Consider the following 24,165-nt stretch of genomic DNA (forward strand, 5'->3'; position numbering starts at 1 on the left):
TTAAACAAAAAAAATCTTTTAAAAGATTTTTCAGTCATTTAATGCATAATATGCAGTTCCAATTATACCAGAATCATTACCTAATGATGCAACTTCAACAGTTAAGTCATCAGCAAATTTTGATATAATGTATTTTTTAATATTATTTTTTATTATGTCTATCAAAACTTTTCCCATATTTGCTAAACCACCTGAAATAATAATTGCATCAGGGTCTAAAGCATTAACCATTATAGCCATATGCATAACAATTGGATTTAACGCTTCCACTAAAATTTCCAGAATTTCAGGTGGGTTGTCATATTCATCATAGATTGAAGCTATATCTTTTGTGGTGAAAGATTGCATTCCATTAAAATAAGTTGCTGCAGGGTGATTAGGGTTATTTTTAAAAGTATCTTGAAAAAATCTAGCTATTCCAAGTCCAGAAGACATTGGTTCAACACATCCTTTTAACCCACAAACACAATCATATTTATCTTGAAATACACTTCCACCATGTCCAAATTCGCCGGCAAAACCTCTAGAACCAGAAATTAAGTTCCCTTCTAAAACAATTGCCCCCCCTATTCCGTTATCAATAGTATAAAAAACAATTGAGTCATATTGTTTTGCTGCGCCAATTCAAAATTCACCTAAAGCAGATGCATTTGCATCATTTAAAACTAATATTGGTTTATTAAATAATTCTTCTGCTTTATCTTTTAAATAATAATTATTTCATTCAAGCAAACCAGCATATCTCACTATTCCAAGAACATGATCAACATAACCTACTGTAGCAATACCAACTTTTTCAACAGTTTCTTCATAATCAATTCCTACAGTTTCTAGACCTTCGACAATTTTACTATATAAATTATCTAATAAACCCTTTTTAAAGTCATGTTCAACAAAAAATTTTGCTTGAATGTCACCATAGTTATTAACCAAAGCTACTTTAGATGAGCTAACTCCTAATTCTATAGACAAAATTAGTTTCATATTGTTGAACCTCCTTATTTATGTTATTTTAACACTTTTATTTGTATTAATTTAAATATTTTAGTTTTTAATTAAATCATAGCAGGTAGTATTTTAACTTTAACATCAAATTCAGTTTTTGGTACATTAACAGAAACTTTTAAACCTTTGTATGTTTTAAAGTTAATTCAGCCCAAACCTGATATATGTAAGTCTACCAATTCTTCTTTATCAAAACTAAAACTATGTGAAATAAACTCATTATCATGCTCTTTTAATCTAGGTGATAAGTTGTGTCTATTTTTTTTAAAATAAGTGTGAGCATTTGCTACTTTAGTTCTGTGTAAAGGCATTTGCTTATTTACATAAAAATGAAAGCTAGTTTTAATCAACTTGTTTTTATTTTTATCGAAAATTTCTCCCTCTTCAAATGTAAATCAGGCTATACCACCATAAAATATAGTTTGCCTAGATAGCAATTGAAATGTAACCTGCTTAATTTCTTTTTTAAAAAAGAAAAAATCTCAATAGCTAGGAGATGTTGCGATTGCAATGTGATTATGTTTTACAAGACCTGGTGTATCATAAATATAATTTTTCTTTGTAAAATTTATTTTTATTTTGTTTAAAGTTGTGTTTGTATATTTAGATGTAACTATTGAAGGTATTTGCTGATTTGCAACTAAACAAGCATTTATCAAACTTGATTTACCAGCATTTGATATACCTATTATATATTGATCACACTCAACAGATCTCAATTCATTTACCAACGAATATACATAATCTTTTTTTATTGATGAGGTTAAAATAAATTTTGATTCACTAATTGGAGATTCTTCAAAAAATCTTTTAACATATTTAATTATTCTTGCTTTATTCACAGATTTAGGAAGTAAATCAGCCTTGTTAATTAAAACTACCACTTCTTTTTTACTTATTAGTCTTTCAAGTCAATCCAACCTACTACCTGGTAAATCAAAAATATCAATAACATAGTAATATCTAATTTTTTCAGTTGTTTTATTTATGTTATCCAAAATATCTATAAAGTCTTTATCATTTATTTCTTGCTCTACTAATCTATTGTAGTTTTTTATTTTAAAACATCTTAAACAGTAATCTTGACCTAAAACATCTTTTACATATCCAGGTTTTTTTTCATCTTTATTGTGTAATTCAGCTCCGCAACCAACACACTTTCTGGGACCATTATTATCTAAATTTGTTGTATTACCTATGCCTTTTTCTAATTCAGTTAATGTAACTTTACTTCTTTGTTTTAATTTAGCTACTTTCTTACCTTTTATATATGCTTTTAATGTTTTATCTTCCAATTCATTAATTTCATTTTCTAATTTATTAATTTCATCTTCATTAGAGTATTTCATAATTTCCACCTAATTCTCCTTCATTATAAAAACCTTCGTGCAATATATTTTTTTGTGCTAATCTTTTAAAAATAAAGTTTTCTAAAAATTGCATAAATTTTGATTCTCCGTTATTACGTCCTACAGGTGAAACAAGTATGCTTTTGATGTGACATCTATTTGCCACTAAAACATCAGTAATTAATTGATCTCCTATCAATACTACTTCATTTTCTTTATAAGGCATTAATTTTTTGACCAACTTCATTTTACCTAATAAAGGTTTTTTGCAGTCTCAAAAATAATTTTTTATGCCTGCCTTTTTTGCAAAATTTTCTACTCTACTTCTTATATTGTTTGAAAATAAAACAAATTCCATATTATGTGCATAAACAGCTTTAACAAAATTTATAACATCAGTTGTTGGAATTCTCTCATTCCATCCAATCAAAGTATTATCCATATCACACATTACTAATTTTATACCACTATTTTTTAAAGACTCTAAATTTACTTTTTTATAACTTTCCAAGTAAATTGATGGTTTAAAATAATTTAGTAATAAAAAACTTTTTTTACCTTTAGCCATAAAATTTTCCTCATATATATTATTATACAACAATTGTATTATAAATAACCTTATTCTTATAGTGAAAAATCTCCTTTTTTATGATATAATTATGGTATAATTATAGTTTATAAGGTGAAAAAAATGAGTACTGCTAAGAGAATTATAGTGGGTTGTTCTTGCTTTATAATAGTTATTGGATTTATATCACTTTTATCCGTTTTATTCTCAAATACATCATTATTCATAGTTATAGCAGCGGTAATTGGTAGCTTGTTGTCGATATGTGCATCTATGATTATAATACTTTTCTGTTTCAGACAAGTTTTGAAAATAAAAATTTCTTTAGTTTTATCGTTTATTTATACAGTTATTATATTGATAATATTTATAACATATCCAATAGTTATACCATTTACAAAAAATACAATATACATATATTCATCTATTTTATTATTTACAATTGCTTTTTATATTGTTTTACTTATAACTAATTTTAATGAATCAATAAGAACAATAGAATATTAAAAAAACTTATCATTTAAATAAACTGGGAAAAACAAATTCTACAGTTTTAAATAATAGCGCCGGCAGTAGCTGGCGTTTTTCAATTCAAAATTTTTTGTATTCTTTTATTATTATATCAATCTATATATCAATCTATATGATTATAAATTTCATCAATATTCATTTTGTTTGTATTAATGTGATTTAGATACTCACCTTTTAAACAACTAAAAAAATACTCTATTTCTCTATTATCTAAGGAATTGCCAACTCTGCTCATTGAAGTTTGACAATTCATTTGTTTTACCAATTCTATAACTTCATTACTAGAGTATTGAGAGCCATGATCTGAATGTAATATAAAATTTGATTTATTAATTTTATTTAAAGTATCTATAACTAATTGCGAGTTGTTGTTTTTTGATAAACATCATGATTCAATTTTTTTAGTTTTATGACTAATAGCTGCAGATAAATAGTAATTATTTCCTTCTACCAAACCCGGAATGTAAGAAACATCAGTAGCAATTATATTGTCTATAGTAGGATTATAATTGCGCTTCACTAAATCCTTAAATTTAGTATTAATATTTTTTGATTCTGCTTGTCTTTTTTTAATTCGGGTTTTAATTATAAAACCTCATCTTTTTAGATAGTGCCTTAAAGTTCTATCGTTGATTGACATATGTTTTTCTTTTAATAAAACACTTATTTTTCTGCTACCATATATAAACTTGGACTCCTTTAATATTTCTTCAACTGTGTTTTTTAAATTATTGTATTTATATCTTCTAACTTTTGGTTTTTTGTAAAATGTTGTTCTATGCATTGATATAATTCTTGCTTTCATACTTATGTTTAGAGATTTTATTTTGCTAATCGCATTTCTTTCCTTTTTATCTCTCTGACTTTTTATTCAATCTTCAATTATTTCTCTTTTTTGCTCTTCAGTCAGATCACTAATTATTCCTGGAATATCAGAATCATCTCTTTTTTTGTATCTTCCAGAGCCTTTTTTTCTATTTAAACTTTTCATACCATAATTATCTACTAAATAAGTTTTTTGTTTTATTCTTTTTTTAATAAATTGTGAAAATTTAATCTGTTTTGCTTTAATTATACGATATTCTTGTTCTGCAATTTGAATTCCTTGTTTTTTATATATTTGAATTATTTTCATTCATTCTTCTACAGTTAGGTTTTTTGACATAAAAAATTCTACACCTCTTTCTAGTGTAGAATTTATTTTTCCCAGTTTATAAATGATAAGTTTTTTTAATATTATTGTTCAACAGCTTCTTTAGAAGCAGCTTTTTGTGAACTATTGTTGTTGCTTGAATTTCTAGCACCTATTTCACTAATTTCATCGCTACTGTTACCATTATCAACAGATATACTTTTTCTAGCTTTTCTGTCAACATTAAATCAATAAGCTAACATTCCAGCAGCCATAAAGAATACACATCCTCCAAAAATGAATAAGAAGTCTATTGCTGCTTGTCCTGGATCTTTTGACCAACTTTTTGGACTTGGTATACATCCAAAGAAGAAAGCAACTGTTAGTATGACCAGAGTCACTGAACAAATGATTATTGGGAAAACTTTATTTTTGAAGAATCTTGTTCCTCTTTCTGTGTCATCCATTTTCCATCTAAATCTTATGTAACCTCAGAAGTAATAGAACATTTGTACTATCGCTAGTGTGGTCGTTGCATCAATCGATTTCATCAAGAATTTACTTGAACTTTCTATATTTGTTGTTGCGTTTGGATCTGATGCAGTTGATGTAACACCAACTACAGCAAGAATAACTGTAACAACAATAGCTTGTGCTAACAGAGCATTATGTGGCATTCCATATTCATCTGTTTTTGATAATCATTTTCCCATAACATTTTTTGGTGTTTCTGAAAAGAAAACTTTTGTTGGAGCAGCTGTTCAGAAAAACAATGAGCCAATACCATTTAAAGCTGTTACTAAACCAGCAATATGAATGATTGCTTTTCCTCCTGCTGAGTGCTCATCCAATCCTATCATGTATGGAAACACTAAGAAGTCAGCGTTTGGAATTTTTCAATCTGTAATTTGTTTTTGACTAATTGTTAAAGTTAAAACTAAACTACCCACAACCATTAAACCAACAACTATTGACATACCTATAATTGAAGCAATTTTAAATGCTTTTACACCATTTTTTGTATCTTTTATAAATACACTTATTGTTTCAATACCATTATATCCAAATAACAATCATGGAAATGCTGACATAAACGCTCATCAATCACCTTCAAAACTTTCTGAATTAACTGCATCTAAATCTTGAACACCTCTAAAATCAGATTGTATTCCATGTACTGGTAAAGTATAAAATAAAGCAAATAATATAAATAATACACCAAGAATTAAACTTGCTGTTCCACCAATGTTAGTAACGTATCCTAATCATTTTGGACCTTTTTTAGATATATAAGTTCCTGCTCAAAATAATATAATTGCAAACAAAGCAAGTATACATGCACTTGTTCTGGCAGAATCATCTGTGCTTAGCATATTTTTATCTACAAAAGTTTGTGTTAATTCATCAAATCCATTTTTACCATAAAAACCATAACTCAAAGCTATAATTGTAAATGGTGCTAATGTTGCAAAGAAAAATAAATTACCAAAGTAGCTTGATCAACTAGCTAAGAAACCTCCTCTTTCACCTAAAGCAAATACACAGAAACTTCCAAGACCAGCTTCTTGATCTTTAAGTTTTTTTACACTTCCAAATTCTGCTGTAATAAGAACCATTGGAATTGCATAAATAGCCCCTCCTACCAAAAATAATATGCAGGCTAGAAAACCAAATTGATTTTGGTTGTTAACAATATTTCTAAAACCAAAAATGATAGCAAAACTCATAAAAATTATGGTCATTTTGGTTAAAGATTTCGCCCTCGACGACATTTTTTTCACCTTCCTTAATCTATAATTTTGCTATAAAAAAAATAATACAAAAAGTAATTTAATACTAAATTATATTATTTAAAAAACGCACACCAATATCTTTCTAGCAAAACAAAAGATACTTTGTGCTAAAGTTTTCGTCCTCCAATTTTGTTGTTAATTCATAAATTAAACATATTCTTTCCTCACTCAAATATATAACTATTATAAATAAAAAAAATAAAAAAACTACTTTTTTTTATTTTTTTTATTTTTTTTATTTTTTTATATAACTATTTTTGGCATAGGGAAGAGCTGTAAATTGAAATACAAAATCTAAAAAAATCAAAACTTTTAAAACATCATTATAGCAGTGATCAACAACCTTTTTGATTGTTTTATTCATACTTTTATATTGGTCGAAACTTATTTTTTTATCTTTTGGACATGCATAAAAACTATAAGCTATTTTACACATATTCCTTATTTCATCATCCTCATCTTTTAGTATGTTGTCATCAATTACTTCAAATCAATCAAAAAACTTTTTACTACTTGTTAAAGCTATCATTTCACTTGATTGCTTGCCTGGTGGTAAATTATTAGGATTGTAAAACTCATTTCCCTCTGAGTTGGTGTTTGAAAAACTAAATGCATTCTCTAATATTTCATAAATATCAAAATAATTAGCATTAAGCTCTTTTTTATCTTTATTATAAAAAGCCATACTTAGTGGTTTTCTAGCAAATATTTTCTTATTATCGTTAATTCATTGATTTATTATTTTTACATCATTACTAGCACCAGCACACACAATTGTTCTTATATCTTTATTTCTACACATATTTAAAAAACTTGTAATCATTTTTGAATATTGATCATGAAAATCATAATTAGGTTCATTATGCCCTCTTTTTATAGTTATTGATTTTATTGCTTTGTGATTATCTCTATATGATATTTCTTTAAGAGATTTAGCAAAACTATATTGTATTACATAAACCAAATCTTTTTGTGTTTCTGTAAAAAGTGTTTTTTCATATTCCCCACTATCATGAGAGTGATTAAAAAATTCTGTATCTAAAACTATTATAGGAAATTGTATATTTTCTAAAAACTTTTTAGCAACTTCCTTATCAAATCTAAAAGTTTGATTCTCATTTAATAAAAAGTAACCTTCATCAATAATACTGATTGAATTTTTCTTCATATATAAGTACCTTCTTAGAACTATTATTAATTCTATTATAACAATTTTTTCATTTTTTTTAGTTTATTGTTATATTATATAGTTGATAATATTTAAGGAGAGATTAAATATGGGTAATTATGCTCTATTACAAGATTTTATTGATATAATTTCACAACAATGGTTTAGAAAGTTTTTTAATGATAAACTTGATGAATTAAAAAATGGTTTAATGGAAGGAACAAACGATACTTTTAGAACAGAATTTATTCCTGACATTGAACTAATGAACCAAACTCTTGTTTCTCTTAAAAAGCAAGCCGAACAATTGTTAACAATGAAGGAAATTACTGAATTTATTGATAAAAATTCATTAAAACAAAGAAGTAAGGATAATAAAATAGCTAATATTGCTTTAGATGAAGAATTAATAAATTCTATAAAAGAAAATCCAGATAAAGTAGCCGAGAAAATAACTGAGCTAATTATTAAAATGCAAATAGGAAATATTTTGAAAAGTAGTTCAAAAGCTTTTTCTATGATTGATTCTTTACTAAATAAATTAGGTAAAGATACAATATTTTCAGATATAGACCGAGAAGATGTTTATTACATTCTGCAAACAGAGATTTTAAAAAGTGTTGATAAATTAAAAGAATGATCGATAAATAATTCAAAAATGAGTAAAAATTTTGAAGAAGAATTAATAATTTTAATGTCAAACTCTAAATTTTCTATTAAAGAAGATGCAATCGAAATAATCACGCACTATTTTGACAATGTAATAAATAATGAGTTGACTGAATCAGAAATAGCCGTTATGTCTAAACCAGAGGGAAAAGAAGCAGCTAAAATAATAAATTATAATAAAGGTGTTGTTATTTGTGAAGAATTAACAGCAAAAATACAACTATCTATAATCATTGAAAAATTATTAGAAAATTAAAAAAAAGCAGAGTAATACTCTGCTTTTTTTAATTAAAAACGTATTTTTGATTTTTAATTGTAAAACCTTCTATTTTATCAATTGTTTCTTTACCTGTTGATTCATCAATAACTTTTTCGTTTTCTGATCAATAATTAATATCATCTTCTTTTAAATATAAATTTTTAAGATCAGATTCTCTAGAAATTAAAGTCTTTTTAAAATTTTCTATTGAATTTTCATCTAACTTAAAATTATTTACTATAAATCTATTTTCATCATCTAATCCAATAATTTTGATGTCGCTATAGATAGTTTCCATTCATTTATTTATAAATTGAAATGAATCTGTACCTGTAAAATAATCACTCTCATTCATGCTAACATCTAAAAGTATTTTACCCATTGTTTCTCATCCTTTTAAAATTGTTATAGCCATTGTGCAACTTACTTTAGATTTTAAATCGTTATCATTATCATCACTGCTTTGAATCAAAAATGAAAAGTCATCAACAAAAATGTTTTCAACTATAAAAGTCATTCCTGTAAAATCATAAACATTTTCATTAATTATTGGCAAATATATTTTAGATAGAGATTCATAGTAGCTTTTTATTTCTTCAGTTCAACTATTATTAACTTCTAAAATATTATTTGTTATTTTTTTTGTTTCTAGAACATCTGTGAAACCATTATGTTCAAAATAACCATTAATGTAATTTAAGTAATCAAAATTTATAATTTCTATGTTATTTTTTTCAAACAAATAATTTAAAGTAGTCAAATCCGTCTTAGAACTGATTGATGGAAATGATTTAACTGGTTCACATGATGCAACAAATAGTGATGTTTGAACAGAAAAGTTAAACACCATAAAAAATTTAAATAACTTCATCATATCTTTATTCCTCACCTTCAACTTCTGGTTGTATATTGAAAGTTTTTATAATTTTTATTTTGGAAACCAAAACATCATCTATCAAAAATTTTTTTATAAAATTAGCTGAGTAAATTTCATTTTCATTATTTTTTTCTGTAAGTCTGAAACCAAAACTCTCATAATTATTAAAAAAGTAAAATATCTTATTCAATCTATATTCAACCACAGATTTTGAAGAAGTTGGAATATCTTCATTTTCCTCTTGTTTTATTAATTTTGATTCTTGATTCTTTGACACTACACTAAACGTAACATCTAAAGTTCCTTTATATTTTTTTGTATTGTTTGCACTTATTGTTGCTTTTGTTTGATTATCATCAATTCCAGTTATTTTAACATCCTCTAATGTTAAAGGTTCAATTGTATCTTTATTGATTTTTTGAATAGCTGTTCATAATTCTTCATTAGTTATTTTTTCACCACTAATGTTAATTTCTCTTAATTCTTTTATTTTTATCAAATTATTAATGTCTATTATTTCATTTACTTTATATGATACTTCTACAACTCCTTTATATTTTCCTAATCCAGTTATTTTAGCTTTATTATGAGTTTCATCAATTTCAATTTTTACATCTTTTTCACTTAAGTTTATATTATTAACTTTATTCAAAGCTTTTAGGATAGAGGTTACATCGATTGGTTTATCTATTAAACCCAAATCTAAAACTTTTATAATTGAAGATAAAAAAATTCTTTCATCAACATTTATTATAATTTCATTATTTTTAATCGATATACCTTCAGATTCTAAAAAATAATTTAAAGTGTTTATATTTAATTTTAGGTTGTAATCATATAAATCTGTTGATGAACTATCTTGTCTACTTTCAAACATATATTTAATTTCTTGATTTGAATTTAAAAACAATTCTTGGGCATCATATGATTGATTAAAGTAATATTTAGTATTATTAAAATTAGTTCTAATATTTATTTTTGAGAAATCATATATTTCATCTTTATTTTTTCCGCTAAAAGCACTAATTTGATATTTACTTGCAAGATAATCATAAGCAAATTGTGCTTTTTGATTTTCTTCATATTGATATTTATATTTATAATCATTATCTAAATTATTATAATGATTTATCGAAAGACTTGAACCATTATAAGTGTATTCATTTTCTAATACATATTTAGATGTATTTATTTGTAAATAATTATCTTCATTATCTAGTTTTAATTGTTTTAATTGAGAATTGCTATCTTTTGTGCTAGCAAAATCATTTTGCTGATTTTTTTCTTTTAAAAATGGCAGCAAGCTAAACTCTTGATCTGGTATTGTTTTGTTGTTTTTTATAGAAAAAACTTTTTGATATGCCATATTATTATTCATTTTGTAGTGAGCAATAATATTTGAGTTTTGAAAACAAGATATAGTAAATAAACTCGGCATTAATAACACGACTCCTAAACCAGTTTTAAATAATTTATTAATAACCATATAACCACCTATTATTTAAATTATACCAATAAAAAAACAAGATTTAAAAATCTTGTTTTTTTATTGGTTCACTACTTTTGGGATTACCCTCTTCTCAAAAATTTATAGCTAATACGTTTTTTACAAATCGGCATGTAAACTCCATGTCTCTTATTGAACTAGGTAATTTAATATAACCATTTGTGAACCTTGCTGCAATATGCGCTAAACATAAAGGCACCATTTCTGGTTCAGATTTTATTCATTCAATAGGGTCCTGATTCATTATTTCTGGGAAACCATATTGAGTTGCTAATTCTTTTTGTAAAGTTAAAATTCCTGGATCAAATCAATTTTCTACCAATCAATCCAACATACTATTGTGAAAACTTTGTTTATCCTGAATGTGTTTGAATACTAATTCCATTATATAAGATGGAAATCTTTTAACAGCTTCTTCAGCACTTGCTAAAATTAAAACTTCATTAATTCTTTCTCCATTATCTGCTGTAAAGGCAATAGCGATAAAGGCAGTTCCATCTAAAAAAGTAACTTTTCCCAAACTAGATTCTTTTAAATTATAAATTTTTTTATCCATAATTTACCTCATTTCTTTGAGTGTTAAGAATATTATACACTAAAAAACCTATTATTAATAGGTTATACGTTATAAATATTAATTAATATAAAATAATTATCATTTTCAGTCTTTTAACTTATCTGTATCACATATTCCTACATATGGTAAATTTCTAAGTTTATTATCAATATCAAAACCAAATCCTATAACAAAATCATTTTTTATCGAAAAACCTCTTCAATCAGCTTGAATATTATTTTTTCTTGAGCCTGGTTTATCAAATAAAACAACAACTTTGACATCTCTTGCCCCTTGAGAATATAAATAGTCTTTAACAAACTCTAATGTTAATCCAGTATCAATTATATCTTCTACAATAAGAACTGTTCTATCTTTCAAAGATGTTTTAACATCTTGAGTTATTTTTAATTTTCCAGAACTTTCAGTACCGCTATATGATGAAACAGTCATGAAATCAATTTCACACTCTGGTGTAAAAGTGGTTAAAAAGTTTCCCATAAATGTAATACATCCTCTTAATAGACCTAACATAATAACAGCATCATTACTTTGATTATTTTCTATGTAATATTCGCTAATTTCTTTTCCTAATTCTTTTATTCTTTCTTTTATTTGTTCTTCAGTATACAGAACTTCTTTTACTAATGGGTGCATTTAAATTTTCCTCTCACAAAATTATTTTATACTATAAATATTTTTTGTCTAAAAAATATTTATAACTAATAGTTTTGTTGATATATAGTTTTTTTACTGAAGTTTATAGTAGTTTTTGCATTTAATTTTCATATAATCATTTTTTCAGAAAACATGCCTTCAACACCATAAACAACATTAGCTTTTTTTGAACCTATAAGTAGACTATCAACCATTTTTTTTAATTCTTCATCATTGACTAATGATTTAGCAAAAATCACCGCTTTACACTTGCTGAATATTTGTTTTTGTTTAAAAAAGTTTAGAAATGATAATATTTTATATCTGTCATTTATAATTCCGTCAATATAAAATATAGTTTTTGAACTAATTTTTGGTATATATTCTGTATTTCATATTTTAATTATAGATTCTATTTCTCCTCCATAAAAATAACCCGTTATTTCACCCTTACCATCAAATAATCATTCATTCTGTAAAATATTATCTTTATCGTAGTTACCTTTAAAAGAAACTTTATTTGTAATACTATCTATCAGATCAGCATAAATTTCATTTTTTGCAACTTGATTAAATTGTCTAATAAAATTTGGACCATAAAATGTGCTATTACCAGTCTTGTTGAAAATAGAGCTTAATATTGATGTTGTATATGAATTTCCACAAAAAATAGCCTTAGATTGTTTGATAGCCTTATAATCAATAAGATCTAAAAAAGAATTGGTGTTTTCAAAGCAATATGTAGGTAAAACTAAATAAGGTTTTCTAGAAATCATTTTATTAAATTCAAATGCTAGAGCAACGTTTAAGCCATGTTTTATGCTATCTTCATTTGGCTTTATTATTTTAAAACCCTTTTTAACGAAAAACTTTTGTGCCAATTCATACTCAAATTCATTATCATTTATAAAGTCTGATGGATGATATAAACCTAGCTTCATAATCTTTCTCCTATTTTGGTTATAATTTAATATTACATTTTTTTATTTATTTAATTAAGAAAATTTTATTTCATTTAAAAAATCTTCTCCTTTTTTCGTAATAGATCTTCCTTTATTTGTTTTAACAATCAGGTTATTAAATAGTAAATTCGGTTCAATATTATTAATAATTGTAGAAGTTTGAGTGTTCATTATTTGTTTTATTGATTCTAATCCTATTATTTTATTTTCTTTTAATATTTTTAAATAAAATATATCTTGTGCAGTTATCCCATATTTATAAATATTTAGGCTTTTAAGCACTTTACAGATATATTCTATATCTATAATTTTAGGATTCTCGATGACTATATAATCATTTAGTCTTTTTAAGACATTTATAGCAATTCTGGGGTTGTTTTTACAATGAATTGCAATAAAACTCAATACATTTTTATTGAGTTCTAGATTAAGTCTAGGCGCATTAATTTCTATTATTTTTGCTATTTCTTCATTAGAATATCCTTGAAAATAGAAATTAATAGGAAATCTATTTATAAAAGGATTAGTAAGTTTATTCAATTCTGTGGTTGCTCCAATTAATGTGAATTTAGGTAAATTAATATTAACTACTTTTGAATTATAATCTTTACCAATTATAATACTTAAATTATTATCTTCTAAAACTGGGTATAAAACTTCAAAAACTTCTCTTGATATTGCATGAATTTCATCTATAAAAAGTATTTCTCCCTCTTTTAAAGTTGTTAAAGGCGAAATTATATCACTTGGTTTTTGTAGTGAAGTGCCATTTAAAACATAAATTTTTTTGTTCATTTCTAAAGAAATAAGATATGCTAGACTTGTTTTACCAAGGCCACTTGGTCCATAAAATAATAAATGATCTAAAACTGATTTTCTTTTTATGCAAGATTTTATATATATTTTTAGATTTTTTATTATGTTTGATTGTCCAATATAATTATCAAAACTTGAGGGTCTATTTTCATTAAACTTCAACTTCATTTAATTTTATTACCGCCTCTCTAAAAATGCTTTCTTGATCAGACTTTCCATCAATTAGTGAAATCACTTTGTAGATACTAGATATTTTATAACCTAGTTTATGCAATGAACTTATAACAACCATTTGATTTTTACTGTATTTTTCATTTAATAAGTTTTTGGATATTACCGTGACAATGTCTTTAATCTTATTTTCGCCAATACCAGTAACTCTTACCAGTTCTATAATTTCTTTATTTTTTACATAATTTATAAATTTTTCATAATCTATATTACTGAATATTGCTAATAAAGATTTAATCCCAAAATTTTTTATGCTTAATAATAAATTAGCCACTTTATAAACATCTAGGTTTTGAAAAAATAAATATTCATCCACATATTCGTTCTTATAGTTTAAAACATATAATTTTATATTATTATCGACATTAAATGTTTTATCATATGAATCAACAATAAAACCTTTATATCCAATATCATTACTTTCAACTATAATTTCATTCGAAGAAACATTTACTAATTTAGCATTTAAATAATACATAATGTCACCTCCAATAAGTTAATCGTTAAAAAAATGGCTTTTTAGCCATTTTTTTATTATTTTGGGTTTACTTTTTGAGCAAGATGTTTATTAACTTTTTTAGATTCTTTGGCAATAACAGGTCCCTTAGTTTTTTTATTTCTTTTTTCTTCGAAATAACTATTTCTAGACTCTGTGATTTCCTTAGCTTTCTTTAAATTAATTGGCTTTGAGTAAAACTCATATTTTTTCTTAATTGCATCAACTGTATTACTTCCCAATTCAGCATTTAAAGCCTTATCAATACGTTCTTTTTGTTTTAATGATTCTTGTATACCTTTTGGTAATATAGAAATATCGTTTTTACCCTTTTTTTTGAATGCATTTATAGCATTAGATTGAGCCATCATATCAGTTCTAGATACCTTTGTTTCTAAAATCTTAGGTTTTTGAACAACCCTTCCAGATTTCATTTTTTCATCTGAACCTGTTTCTTTAATTGCCATCATACCTTTTGGCTGAGTTACACTCTTTTTTCTTGCTTGTTTTTCCATATGTCTACTCCTGTAACTATTAATATTATATATTAAAGTTAAGTATTTAAAAACTACTAAGTAAAATAAATATATATTAAAAAATTATTTATCAATAAAAAAATGGGTAATTACCCAAATTTTCTGTTTTGTTTTTGTTTGTAAATTCTTTTTTCTTTCTTACTTAGGTGATATTCACGTTTTCTTGCTTCAGCTTTTGAGGAAGCAGCTACTTTTTGAAAACGTTTTAAAGCTTTTTCAATTGGTTCACCTTCACGTACTACAACGCTTGCCATTAATTTTTCAACTCCTAAAATTAAAAGTATTCACTTGTTTCTAAAGAATTGCTAGATATAAATAAATTATAAACTGCAAATACTTTTCAAGATAGTTATACCAAAAAAAAGATAAAATTGATATTTTTTTATGATATTTTTTTAAAAAAGTATGTAATATTTAGGTATAAATGGAGATAAGTCAATGAAAAGTGTTAATTTGATAGTTACAGGTGGTATTGCCGCTTCTAAATCAAAAGAAATATATGAATTATTATCTAAAAAATATAAAGTAAATATAATTTTAAGTGATAATGCTTCAAAATTTGTAAATTTCGAACAAATCAAGACTATAAGCAAAATATTTGAACAAGATTTTTATAATAATCACTCATATGGAGATCATATAAAATTAGCTTTTGAAGCTGACCTAAATGTTGTGTATCCAGCAAGTTACAATTTTATTGGACAAATCGCTAATGGTTTAGCCTCAAATATATGCTCATTGGTTTTTGCTGTTAGCAAATCACCTTTAATTTTATTTCCAAGTATGAATTTTAACATGTATTCTAATCCAATTTTGAGGGAAAATAAAAACAAATTATTAAAGTTATCAAATATAGTATGAATTGAACCAAAAATGGGTAAAATGGCCAGTGGACATATAGGTATAGGTAGAGCCTTAGAGCCAAAAGAAGTTTCAGATATAGTTGATAAACATTTTTTAGAATTTAAAAAGTTTAATGATAAGAAAATACTAATAAATGTTGGAAGAGCAAGAAGTTGAATAGATAAAGTAAGATACATAACAAACGCAAGTAGTGGTCTAATGGGTATATCTCTTAGAAATAATGCCAAACCTCATTTTAAAGATGTTAAAACAATTTTTGGGGATACTGATTATATTGTTAATTTAGATGAAAATAATATTTATGCACAAACTAACGATGAAATGTTAGAAGAAATGAAAAAGCAATACATTGATTCTGATATTGTAATTTGTTCAGCGGCTTTGAATGATTTTGAAGTTTTGAACAAAGTAGATAAAAAAATTGAAAAAAGATCAATCGAAAATGAACAGCTAAAAATTGATTTAAAACATAGTGTAGATGTTTTAAAAGAATTGGGTAAAGAAAAAGATAAACAGTATTTAGTGGGTTTTAGTTTGGCAAATGATTTTGACTTTGATAAAGCATGAATTAAGTTAGAAGAAAAAAATTTAGATATGCTTATTGTTAATCTGGTTTCAGCAATCAATGCAAAAGAAAGCGAAATAAAAATTATTATTAAAAGAAATAAAAAAGTAGTGCAATTTGATTTTGATAATAAAAACAATCTAGCTCATATGATATTAAAAACAATACATGATGAAATTTAAAGATATATTTATTTTTTAGACTTTATTTTTTTTATGTATTCTTTTTTTATTTTTTTATACTCAACTTTATAGTTTAATTTTAGATAATTTATAAATTTATTTGCATCATATGCATTTATAAATATTTGAAATGATTCCTTTAGATTATTTTTGATTTTGTATTTATATTTTTTATTTCCTAAAACTTCAACGCAATCAAAAAATTTATCAAATTCATTGTTTGTTAAAAGTTTATTTGTTGTAACCTCAATACAGTTTTCATTATTATATATATTATTTATATTTTTTGTACTAATAAAAAAATTCTTAATTTCTAATACTGTATTTTTTATATAAACTTTTTTCTCTACTGCTTTTTCCAGTGGATCAAATTTTATTTTTTTAAAATAAAATCAAGTTATTAAAAAAGTAATAGTTATAAAAACAATTCCAATTATAGGCAGCATTCAAATGTTTGTTTTTTGACCATTAATTGTAGGTATAATTCCATTAAATACAAAATCAAATAATCCAGTTGAAAACGTTGTACCTATTTTTACATTTAAAAGTGATGTTGTTAAACCCATAAACCCAACCAATGGTGCATAAATGGCAAAGAAAAAAAAAGGACAAATATAACAAAACATAAATTCGATTGGTTCTGTAATCCCCAATAAAAATGAAGTTAAAATAGCTGTAACAAAAGATCCTAAATATTTAGTTCTTTCAATTTTTTCTATTCTTAAGTAAATTACTATACCAATTGTAGGTAAAGCGAAAATCGAATTTACAAAACCCCCAGTTAGAAATCTTGTAACTCTAATACCACAATTTCAACAATCTTGTGCAGTTATATATTCGCTATTCATAACCCCTACCGAGATTACTTGATCCCCTTTCAAGTCTCAAAGCTTTTCTAGATTTGTATTTTTAATTCAGTCTTCAAAAATATTGTTGTATTTACCAGAATCGAAGTTATTAACTATATTTGATAAATTAGATCACACCATTGATTTTGAGTTAGACAGAAATTGATAAATTTCTGATGCTGAATCAACAAAATTTTTTCTTAATAGGTACTCAGCAAACAATTGACCTTGGTAATTTGATAGGTTACCGCCCAAATCTGTATATCACATTGGAGCTTGCCATAGTAAGCCAGAACCAAAAGGTATTAGAATCCTTTGGATAGTTCTAAATATAAAAGAATCTAGTCCTATAGGAGATTTATCAACCAATGAACCTATGTATTTCAATGAATAACCCATTATAGGTCAAATCATCATAAATAAAATAGAACCAATGAAAGCAAAAAAAGGTACTATTATTAAAACAAACTTTTCTTTTGAAAAAAATTCTAATCCTTTTATTAATTTAACATCTTTAAACTTGTTATATATTAAAGCTGTTATTGATCCGCAAAATATTCCTCCAATAACTCCAGTGTTAAATGTTTTAACTCCAAAAGAATTTGATAAATATATTTTACTTTCTAAGTTTTTTCAAAATAAAATATCAAAAAAAATATCATTATTATTTTTAACAAAAGCAGATATTGCTATGTTAAATACAATATAAAAAATAATAGAGGAATAAACAGAGACTCCTTTATTATTAGTAAAACCTATACAAATTGATAATGCAAACCAAATTCCTATGTTTGCAAATAAAACAGATCCAATGCTTTTAAAAACATTTACAGCAGTTGAAGATACTTTATATGTATCTAAAATGTATCCTATAGATAATGTAATACCGAATATTGGCATAAGTATTATCACAAACCCAAAACTTGTACCTACTTTTCTTAAAAAACCTTTCAAACTATTTTTTGTGTATCATGAAAGTTCAAATTTATTAAACACTTTTTGTTTAAAACTATCTGAATTAAAATCTATTTGTAAATTATCAAAGTCTTTATTGTTGAATTGATTTTTTTTCATTCATTTTAATCCTTACATTTTAACTTAAGCTTATTATTTTTTTTAAGTTCATATTCTTTTTTATACTTTTATTTTTTATGTTTTCTTTTTTGTTTTCTAATTCTTTGATTTCTTCTTTTGTAATTATATTCAAACTTTTTTTTCTTTCTAAATATTCAATTCTTTTATTTATTTCAAAATCACTTTCATCTTTTAAAAATTCTTTGTAATCTTTGCTATTTGTTATAGAATGACTTTTATTAAAAGAGTTCTTAATAGAATTTTTATCATAACTTTTAAAATTATCTAATGGTTTTTGAATTGATGACTGAAGAGTTTCACTAAAATTATTTTCTTTATTTTTGTTAAGTCTAAAAATAAATTCTTCTAATCTTTTCTTAGTTGTATCGCTTAAATCGTTTTTTGTATTTGTGTAATTATTTATTACATTTTCTTTATTTACTTCTGAAGATTGTGTTTTAAAATTTTTATTACCATACTTTTTATCAACTTCTTCCGCTTTTTTCTTCATATTATTTACAACTCTTAAAGCTTTATCTTTTGAAAATAAAGTTGATTCAATATTAGATGCTAGCCATTTTCTTTCCAAAATATTGTAAAATGTATCTACTTTTTGTTTATCTTTTTTTAAAATTTTATCTGTTGATGTTTCCGCTTTTCTTTTTAAAATTTCTATTCTTCTAAGTTCTTCAACTTTTTGTTTTAATTTTAGATCTTCTAATTCTTGAGCTATATATTTTATTTCTCTAGCCATTTTTTCTAATCTTCTGTCTTTAGCTATAGAGTTTTTCTTGATTTTTTTTATTATTCTTTCATTTTTTCAAATTTCTCTTGCTTGCGCTTCTGCTATTTTTTGATCTCTATCAAATCTTTTTCTTTCTGCTTCTCTTTCTAAAAGTATTCTTTCTTCTTCTTTTTGTCTTGCAATTTCTCTTGCTTTTTGCAGTTTAATAAGCAACTGTATTTCTTCTTTATCATTAAGTAATTTATTTATTTGATTTTCTAAAAAAATACTTTCAGCTTTACTATCCATAAGAATTTCGTCATCATTATCTTCATAATTTATACCAAACTCATTTTCATGATCATAAGTTTTGATTGTGCTATTTATTTCTATTTTTTTTCTAGCAATATCTGCTAATGATGAAATGTTAGAAGATTTAACTTCTTTATTCAAATTTTCATTTTTATTTTTTTGTATTTGCAATTTTTCTTGTTCTTTTTTTTCTTTAGCTAGTTTTTCTTGTTCTTTTTTTTCTTTTGCTAGTTTTTCTTGTTCTTTTTTTTCTTTTAATTCTTTTTGTTTAGCTATCTTTTCTTGTCTTTCAATTTCTTTTTGTTTTTTTTCTTGTTCATCTTTTTCTTTAGCTAGTTTTTCTTGTTCTTGTTTTTCTTTTAATTCTTTTTCCTTTGCTAGTTTTTCTTCTTTTTCTAAAGTCTGACTGATGTTTTTTAATTCTATTTCTTCATCTTTTAATAGTTGCTTTAATTCTTTGTTTTGTTTTTCTAAACTTATTTCTATTTTATTTATTTTATCTTTTAAATCAATAATACCCTTTTCTAGCATATCATTATTTTTTCGATCCCTATTTTCAAATCCTTCGACACTAAAAAAATCATCTATTGTTTGCTGATTATTGATAGACTCTAACTCTGTTTCTCTTGATTCTAAATCTTTTTTTAACTTTTTAATACTTTTTTGATTTTGTTCTATTTCATTTTCTAAATTATTTTTTCTATCAGTCAATTTATTAAGATTCAATTTAAGTGCGTTGTCAATATTTAACAAATCTATTTTTTTAATAACAGCTTGATTTTGTTTTTCTATTTTTTTTACTTTCTCACTATTATTATTCACTTTACTTTTTGGCTTAGTAATTATAATTTCTTTTGATACTAAGATTTGTTGTAGTCTTATTAAATTTGACTTTCTTTGCTTCAAAATCATTTCTTGTTTTGCACTACCAAAATTATCCTTTTTTAATAAGTTCATTTGATTATCTAAAACTTCATTTTCTACCAATAAAATTTCGGCTATATACCTACTAATATTATTTTTTACTTTTTCATCAAATACAGAAAATTCACTAGTCAATAAGTTCATTGTAGAAGGATTTAAATTTAATTCAAATAAATCTTCAATTCTTTTAGTTATTGTTTCTGGTAACCCATAATCTTCAATTTTTATACCATGTCTTGTTGCCATAAAAACCCTCCTAAATAAACTATTTAATATATTATAACAAATTTATAAGCACATTTTAATGGTTCTTTAAAGTAAATAAAAAAAACACTATAAAGTGTTTTTTTTATTTACTTATTAAAATTTACCATTAAATGCTTTTGAAAAATCATAGTCATCTAAGTATGTTAGACCATGAGTTAACAATGATTTATTTGCACCTTGTTTGCTATAGAAGTCTTTTCCTCTGTCATCATTCATTGATCATATTCCAATGTATCCAAGACCTTTTTCATTAACATAGTTGTATAAGTCTTTTGCATCTTCAACAGTAAATACACCATAAATAGTATCATTAACTCCGATCATTGGAGTAGCTCCAATTTTTGAGTACAATAAACTATCTTCACCAGTAGTTCCAAAGTTTGAGTTTATTGAACTGCTTAGATTTTTCTTTGTACTTTCAATAGCTTCAACTGCTAAATCATAATTTGATTTACCAGCACTCATTGCTGATTGGTAAATTGGATCTCCATAATCCATCAGCATTAAGTTTATAATTGGTAAATCAGCTAGTGATAGTCCAGCTTCTTTATAAGCTTTTATAAATGTATCCATTACATTGTAACCTTCATTTGTTAAACCAGCCGGTAAAACAGGTAATGTGATTGAGAAGTCTCATTGACTATCAGCTTTTTTCATTTTTGCTAATGTTTTTGCAAGAACTTCATTTGGTTGTTGTCTGAATTGTGCTGGTCCTTCAATATCAAAGTCTATTGATTTTGGCATTTGTACATTTTTTACTTTTTTAGATACTGCTAAATCATATAAACCTTTTTGATATTTTGTTAGACCTTCTTCTAACATATTTACAGCACCATCAACGTTTCCAGCTTTTGTTAATGCTCAATCTCAAGGATTTTTTTGATAATATCCTCCAGTTGCAGCTCCACCATAAGCAACTTTAACGTTTTGTAAGTTTCCTGATTCAGCCATCGGTTTTAACATTTTTTCTCATAATTGTTTGTCTTGTCATCAAGTGTAAGCATCTCCAGTAGTACTCATACCTGCAACTGATAATTCCATAGTATCATCTTGTGCATTTGCTTGTTGTACAAATGCTAAAGTTAAATGATCTAGTCCAGTTGCTCCTTGAATACCTGCAATGTCATTTCCTTGACTTAAACCTGCATCAACATATGGTGAGTAATAATAATTACTATTTACATTACTTGTTTTAGCTATATCATATGATGTTCTAGTTGGATTTGCAGTTTTAACATCATCAAATCTGCTACTTCCAAATCCTGTTGGAATTTCTGTAGGTACATTAGGATCATGAATTGCTCCTTCACCATTGTTTCCTTCTCCAGACGGATTTGGAGTTGCTTGTCCAGGGGTAGTTCATCCTTTTGAACCTTGTTGCTTAGATATTGCATCTAAAGCTTCTTTAACTTTTCCTCCAATAATATCTTTTGCATAATCCACACCTTTTGCTTCACCTACGTTAGCAGCTTCTTGTTCTTTTGATGTTACAAGTCCGCTTAGTGCATCAGCATATGAATATTGTTTATATAATGTTCCACTTCTAATGTTTTGATCTAATGGATTTTGATCTGCTAAATCATTAACATTACCTGAGTTATTTGAAATAAATTCACTTGGTACATCTCTTGATATATAGAACATAGATAAGTTACCTAATTTGTTTTTGATAGCTCAGCTTCTTAAATTTACAGCATCATTTTGAGTAAAGTTATAAGCTGCTTTTTCTGCTCTTCTACCAATTCAAGGTGTAACTCCCATTCTTTGATAAATATTAGTTTCATTTATTCCTGTTAATGATTCATCACTTAATAATTTTTTAGCAAGATTCATTCAAACTTTTGAAGTATTAGTTACAGCTGCTTCAATAGTTTTTTCTTCTCAATCACCATTTATACTTGGTGCTTCAACAGCCGCAGTATCTGCCACTGTTAAGTATGGAACAAGATTTAATCTGAAGTTCATACCTAAATACTTAGTAAATGTATATAAAGGTGAAGCTTCATCTCCTAAAATCATTGCTTGTTCGTCATCAGAAACAGCTACTCCATCTTTTGTTGATGTTACTAATGCTAATGAAAAATCATAATTAGAATCTTCTTCTACTAAAATTTTAAGTGCTGCTGCAAGTAATTTTTGTGATGCCATGTAATCACCATTTGCAGTTAGATATGGTGCTGCAAAATAAAATTCAAATTTACTTGTTTTATATCTATTTCCGATATTTTTAATTACTTGTGCTAATTCTTCTGGTGTTTTATTATTTTGTCATGCTGTATGTCAGAATGAATTTGCAAATGGACCAAAAGAGACTGTGATTTGATCTTGTTGAAGTGTTCCATCATTTAATCAACTTGCTATACGTTCATTAAATCAATTTGCATATTCTGTACCTTGACCACTTTCAGCTGTAATCCCTAATTTTCCAGCCGCTTCACGCATTTTTGCAGGAGCTGCATTTCACATAGGAACTAATTCACCAGTATCTGATGCATTTTGCATAAATCCAAGTTTAAATCCATCAAATGATTGATTTTGTTCTTGAACGTGTTTGATATATCCACCAATACTATAGTCAATATTTTCTATTCCTTGAGCCTTTATTGCTTCAATTGCTTGTTGTCTATAAGCTCCTGATAATCCTTGTTGTTTTAGTGCATATTCTGCAACATCTTGCACAATTCCTGCATCTGCATAAGGTGTGAATTTAGTATTTCCATCTAATTTTGATCCCAAATAGTCTTTTCCTTTTAATGTTGTTACTTTAGGATCATTACTATGAACTGTTATATTGTTTCCGTTATTTTTTGAATAATCTGTATATAATGCTTTATCAGCTTCTTGATTTAAAGCTCTTTTTGCCAAAGCTTTACTTTGTGAATCAACATTTACTCCGTCATCTCCGTTATCACTTCCATTATTGTTACTATTGCTATTTGCACCTTTCGAAAATAATGGTGAATAACAAGAAACAACACTAAATGAAGAAGAACCAATCAATGTAAGTGCTGCTAATGTACTTAATAATTTTTTCATATTTATAACCTCCCTAATATTTATATTTAGATATCTTTAACAATAAATCAATTGCCCAGGTGGTTTATTGTTTTGGATAATAGCAAAAATACTAATATAATATTCTTTTGAGTATTTACCAAAAAATAATTCCATAAAGAATCTACATTTATCTTAACATTTTTATATTATGATACAAGTTTTTAAACTTTTTTTAACTATTATAAGTGTTAAAAACTAATAAATAACCCTTATTTTATAAGGTTTTTTATAGAAAT

At 25.4% G+C, this 24,165-nt stretch carries 21 protein-coding genes; 3 read left to right on the plus strand and 18 right to left on the minus strand.

Annotated features, from left to right (window positions below):
- Positions 1–18: 18 nt before the first annotated feature.
- The 3 genes from SHELI_RS02975 to SHELI_RS02985 form a co-directional block, all read right to left on the minus strand.
- Complete coding sequence (locus tag SHELI_RS02975) at positions 19–984, minus strand: ROK family protein (protein WP_069116553.1); 966 nt, start codon at positions 982–984, stop codon at positions 19–21.
- 71 nt (positions 985–1,055) lie between these two features.
- Positions 1,056–2,354, minus strand: a complete 1,299-nt coding sequence (gene yqeH / locus SHELI_RS02980) for a ribosome biogenesis GTPase YqeH (protein ID WP_084449244.1) — start codon at positions 2,352–2,354, stop codon at positions 1,056–1,058.
- Positions 2,341–2,922, minus strand: a complete 582-nt coding sequence (locus SHELI_RS02985) for a YqeG family HAD IIIA-type phosphatase (protein WP_069116554.1) — start codon at positions 2,920–2,922, stop codon at positions 2,341–2,343. The genes yqeH and SHELI_RS02985 overlap by 14 nt, the downstream gene beginning before the upstream one ends.
- Before the next feature lie 123 nt (positions 2,923–3,045).
- Here SHELI_RS02985 and SHELI_RS02990 point away from each other — a divergent pair, with 123 nt between their 5' ends.
- Positions 3,046–3,429, plus strand: coding sequence for a hypothetical protein (locus SHELI_RS02990; RefSeq protein WP_069116556.1), 384 nt, complete (start codon positions 3,046–3,048; stop codon positions 3,427–3,429).
- Positions 3,430–3,475: 46 nt separating this feature from the next.
- Here SHELI_RS02990 and SHELI_RS05940 read toward each other — a convergent pair whose 3' ends face one another.
- The 3 genes from SHELI_RS05940 to SHELI_RS03005 form a co-directional block, all read right to left on the minus strand.
- Positions 3,476–4,618 carry an IS3 family transposase gene (locus SHELI_RS05940; RefSeq protein WP_084449221.1) on the minus strand — a complete coding sequence of 381 codons (1,143 nt, stop codon included), beginning with the start codon at positions 4,616–4,618 and terminating at the stop codon, positions 3,476–3,478.
- Between the two features lie 71 nt (positions 4,619–4,689).
- Positions 4,690–6,312, minus strand: coding sequence for an amino acid permease (locus tag SHELI_RS03000; RefSeq protein ID WP_069116558.1), 1,623 nt, complete (start codon positions 6,310–6,312; stop codon positions 4,690–4,692).
- Positions 6,313–6,613: 301 nt separating this feature from the next.
- A complete protein-coding gene (locus SHELI_RS03005) occupies positions 6,614–7,546 on the minus strand; it encodes a hypothetical protein (RefSeq protein ID WP_069116560.1) in 933 nt (310 codons plus the stop codon).
- A gap of 109 nt (positions 7,547–7,655) precedes the next feature.
- On the opposite strand from SHELI_RS03005, the gene SHELI_RS03010 reads away from it, so the two are divergent.
- Positions 7,656–8,471, plus strand: coding sequence for a hypothetical protein (locus SHELI_RS03010; protein ID WP_069116562.1), 816 nt, complete (start codon positions 7,656–7,658; stop codon positions 8,469–8,471).
- Between the two features lie 28 nt (positions 8,472–8,499).
- Here the strand turns inward: SHELI_RS03010 and SHELI_RS03015 are convergent, their stop codons facing one another.
- The 9 genes from SHELI_RS03015 to rpsU all read right to left on the minus strand — a co-directional run bounded on the left by SHELI_RS03015 (position 8,500) and on the right by rpsU (position 15,366).
- Entirely contained in the window at positions 8,500–9,345 is an 846-nt protein-coding gene (locus SHELI_RS03015) for a hypothetical protein (RefSeq protein ID WP_157087581.1), read from the minus strand.
- 7 nt (positions 9,346–9,352) lie between these two features.
- A complete protein-coding gene (locus tag SHELI_RS03020) occupies positions 9,353–10,837 on the minus strand; it encodes a hypothetical protein (RefSeq protein WP_069116566.1) in 1,485 nt (494 codons plus the stop codon).
- Positions 10,838–10,880: 43 nt separating this feature from the next.
- Positions 10,881–11,414: a hypothetical protein gene (locus tag SHELI_RS03025; RefSeq protein WP_069116567.1), complete on the minus strand. Its 534-nt coding sequence runs from the start codon at positions 11,412–11,414 to the stop codon at positions 10,881–10,883.
- Positions 11,415–11,510: 96 nt separating this feature from the next.
- Positions 11,511–12,071 carry a hypoxanthine phosphoribosyltransferase gene (gene hpt, locus SHELI_RS03030; RefSeq protein ID WP_069116569.1) on the minus strand — a complete coding sequence of 187 codons (561 nt, stop codon included), beginning with the start codon at positions 12,069–12,071 and terminating at the stop codon, positions 11,511–11,513.
- 65 nt (positions 12,072–12,136) lie between these two features.
- Positions 12,137–13,012 (minus strand): LD-carboxypeptidase, encoded by an 876-nt coding sequence (locus SHELI_RS03035; protein WP_069116571.1) that lies wholly within the window; start codon positions 13,010–13,012, stop codon positions 12,137–12,139.
- Between the two features lie 54 nt (positions 13,013–13,066).
- The gene (ruvB, locus tag SHELI_RS03040) at positions 13,067–14,017 is read right to left on the minus strand and encodes a Holliday junction branch migration DNA helicase RuvB (RefSeq protein WP_069116573.1); all 951 of its coding nucleotides are present in this window, start codon (positions 14,015–14,017) and stop codon (positions 13,067–13,069) included.
- Positions 14,001–14,558: a Holliday junction ATP-dependent DNA helicase RuvA gene (locus SHELI_RS03045; protein WP_069116574.1), complete on the minus strand. Its 558-nt coding sequence runs from the start codon at positions 14,556–14,558 to the stop codon at positions 14,001–14,003. Before SHELI_RS03045 ends, ruvB begins: the two co-directional genes overlap by 17 nt.
- 56 nt (positions 14,559–14,614) lie before the next feature.
- A complete protein-coding gene (locus SHELI_RS03050; RefSeq protein WP_069116575.1) occupies positions 14,615–15,091 on the minus strand; it encodes a hypothetical protein in 477 nt (158 codons plus the stop codon).
- A 110-nt stretch (positions 15,092–15,201) separates the two neighbouring features.
- On the minus strand, positions 15,202–15,366 hold the full coding sequence (gene rpsU / locus SHELI_RS03055; RefSeq protein ID WP_023789442.1) for a 30S ribosomal protein S21: 165 nt from the start codon (positions 15,364–15,366) through the stop codon (positions 15,202–15,204).
- A 184-nt stretch (positions 15,367–15,550) separates the two neighbouring features.
- Between rpsU and coaBC the strand changes: the two genes are divergently transcribed.
- Positions 15,551–16,723, plus strand: coding sequence for a bifunctional phosphopantothenoylcysteine decarboxylase/phosphopantothenate--cysteine ligase CoaBC (gene coaBC / locus SHELI_RS03060; protein ID WP_069116578.1), 1,173 nt, complete (start codon positions 15,551–15,553; stop codon positions 16,721–16,723).
- 8 nt (positions 16,724–16,731) lie between these two features.
- Here the strand turns inward: coaBC and SHELI_RS03065 are convergent, their stop codons facing one another.
- The 3 genes from SHELI_RS03065 to SHELI_RS03075 form a co-directional block, all read right to left on the minus strand.
- Complete coding sequence (locus tag SHELI_RS03065; protein WP_069116580.1) at positions 16,732–18,645, minus strand: PTS transporter subunit EIIC; 1,914 nt, start codon at positions 18,643–18,645, stop codon at positions 16,732–16,734.
- A 19-nt stretch (positions 18,646–18,664) separates the two neighbouring features.
- The gene (locus SHELI_RS03070) at positions 18,665–20,851 is read right to left on the minus strand and encodes a coiled-coil domain-containing protein (protein ID WP_069116581.1); all 2,187 of its coding nucleotides are present in this window, start codon (positions 20,849–20,851) and stop codon (positions 18,665–18,667) included.
- A 114-nt stretch (positions 20,852–20,965) separates the two neighbouring features.
- Positions 20,966–23,908: a lipoprotein gene (locus SHELI_RS03075; protein ID WP_069116582.1), complete on the minus strand. Its 2,943-nt coding sequence runs from the start codon at positions 23,906–23,908 to the stop codon at positions 20,966–20,968.
- Positions 23,909–24,165 lie beyond the last annotated feature (257 nt).

The organism is Spiroplasma helicoides, assembly GCF_001715535.1.
Lineage (GTDB): Bacteria > Bacillota_I > Bacilli_A > Mycoplasmatales > Mycoplasmataceae > Spiroplasma_A > Spiroplasma_A helicoides.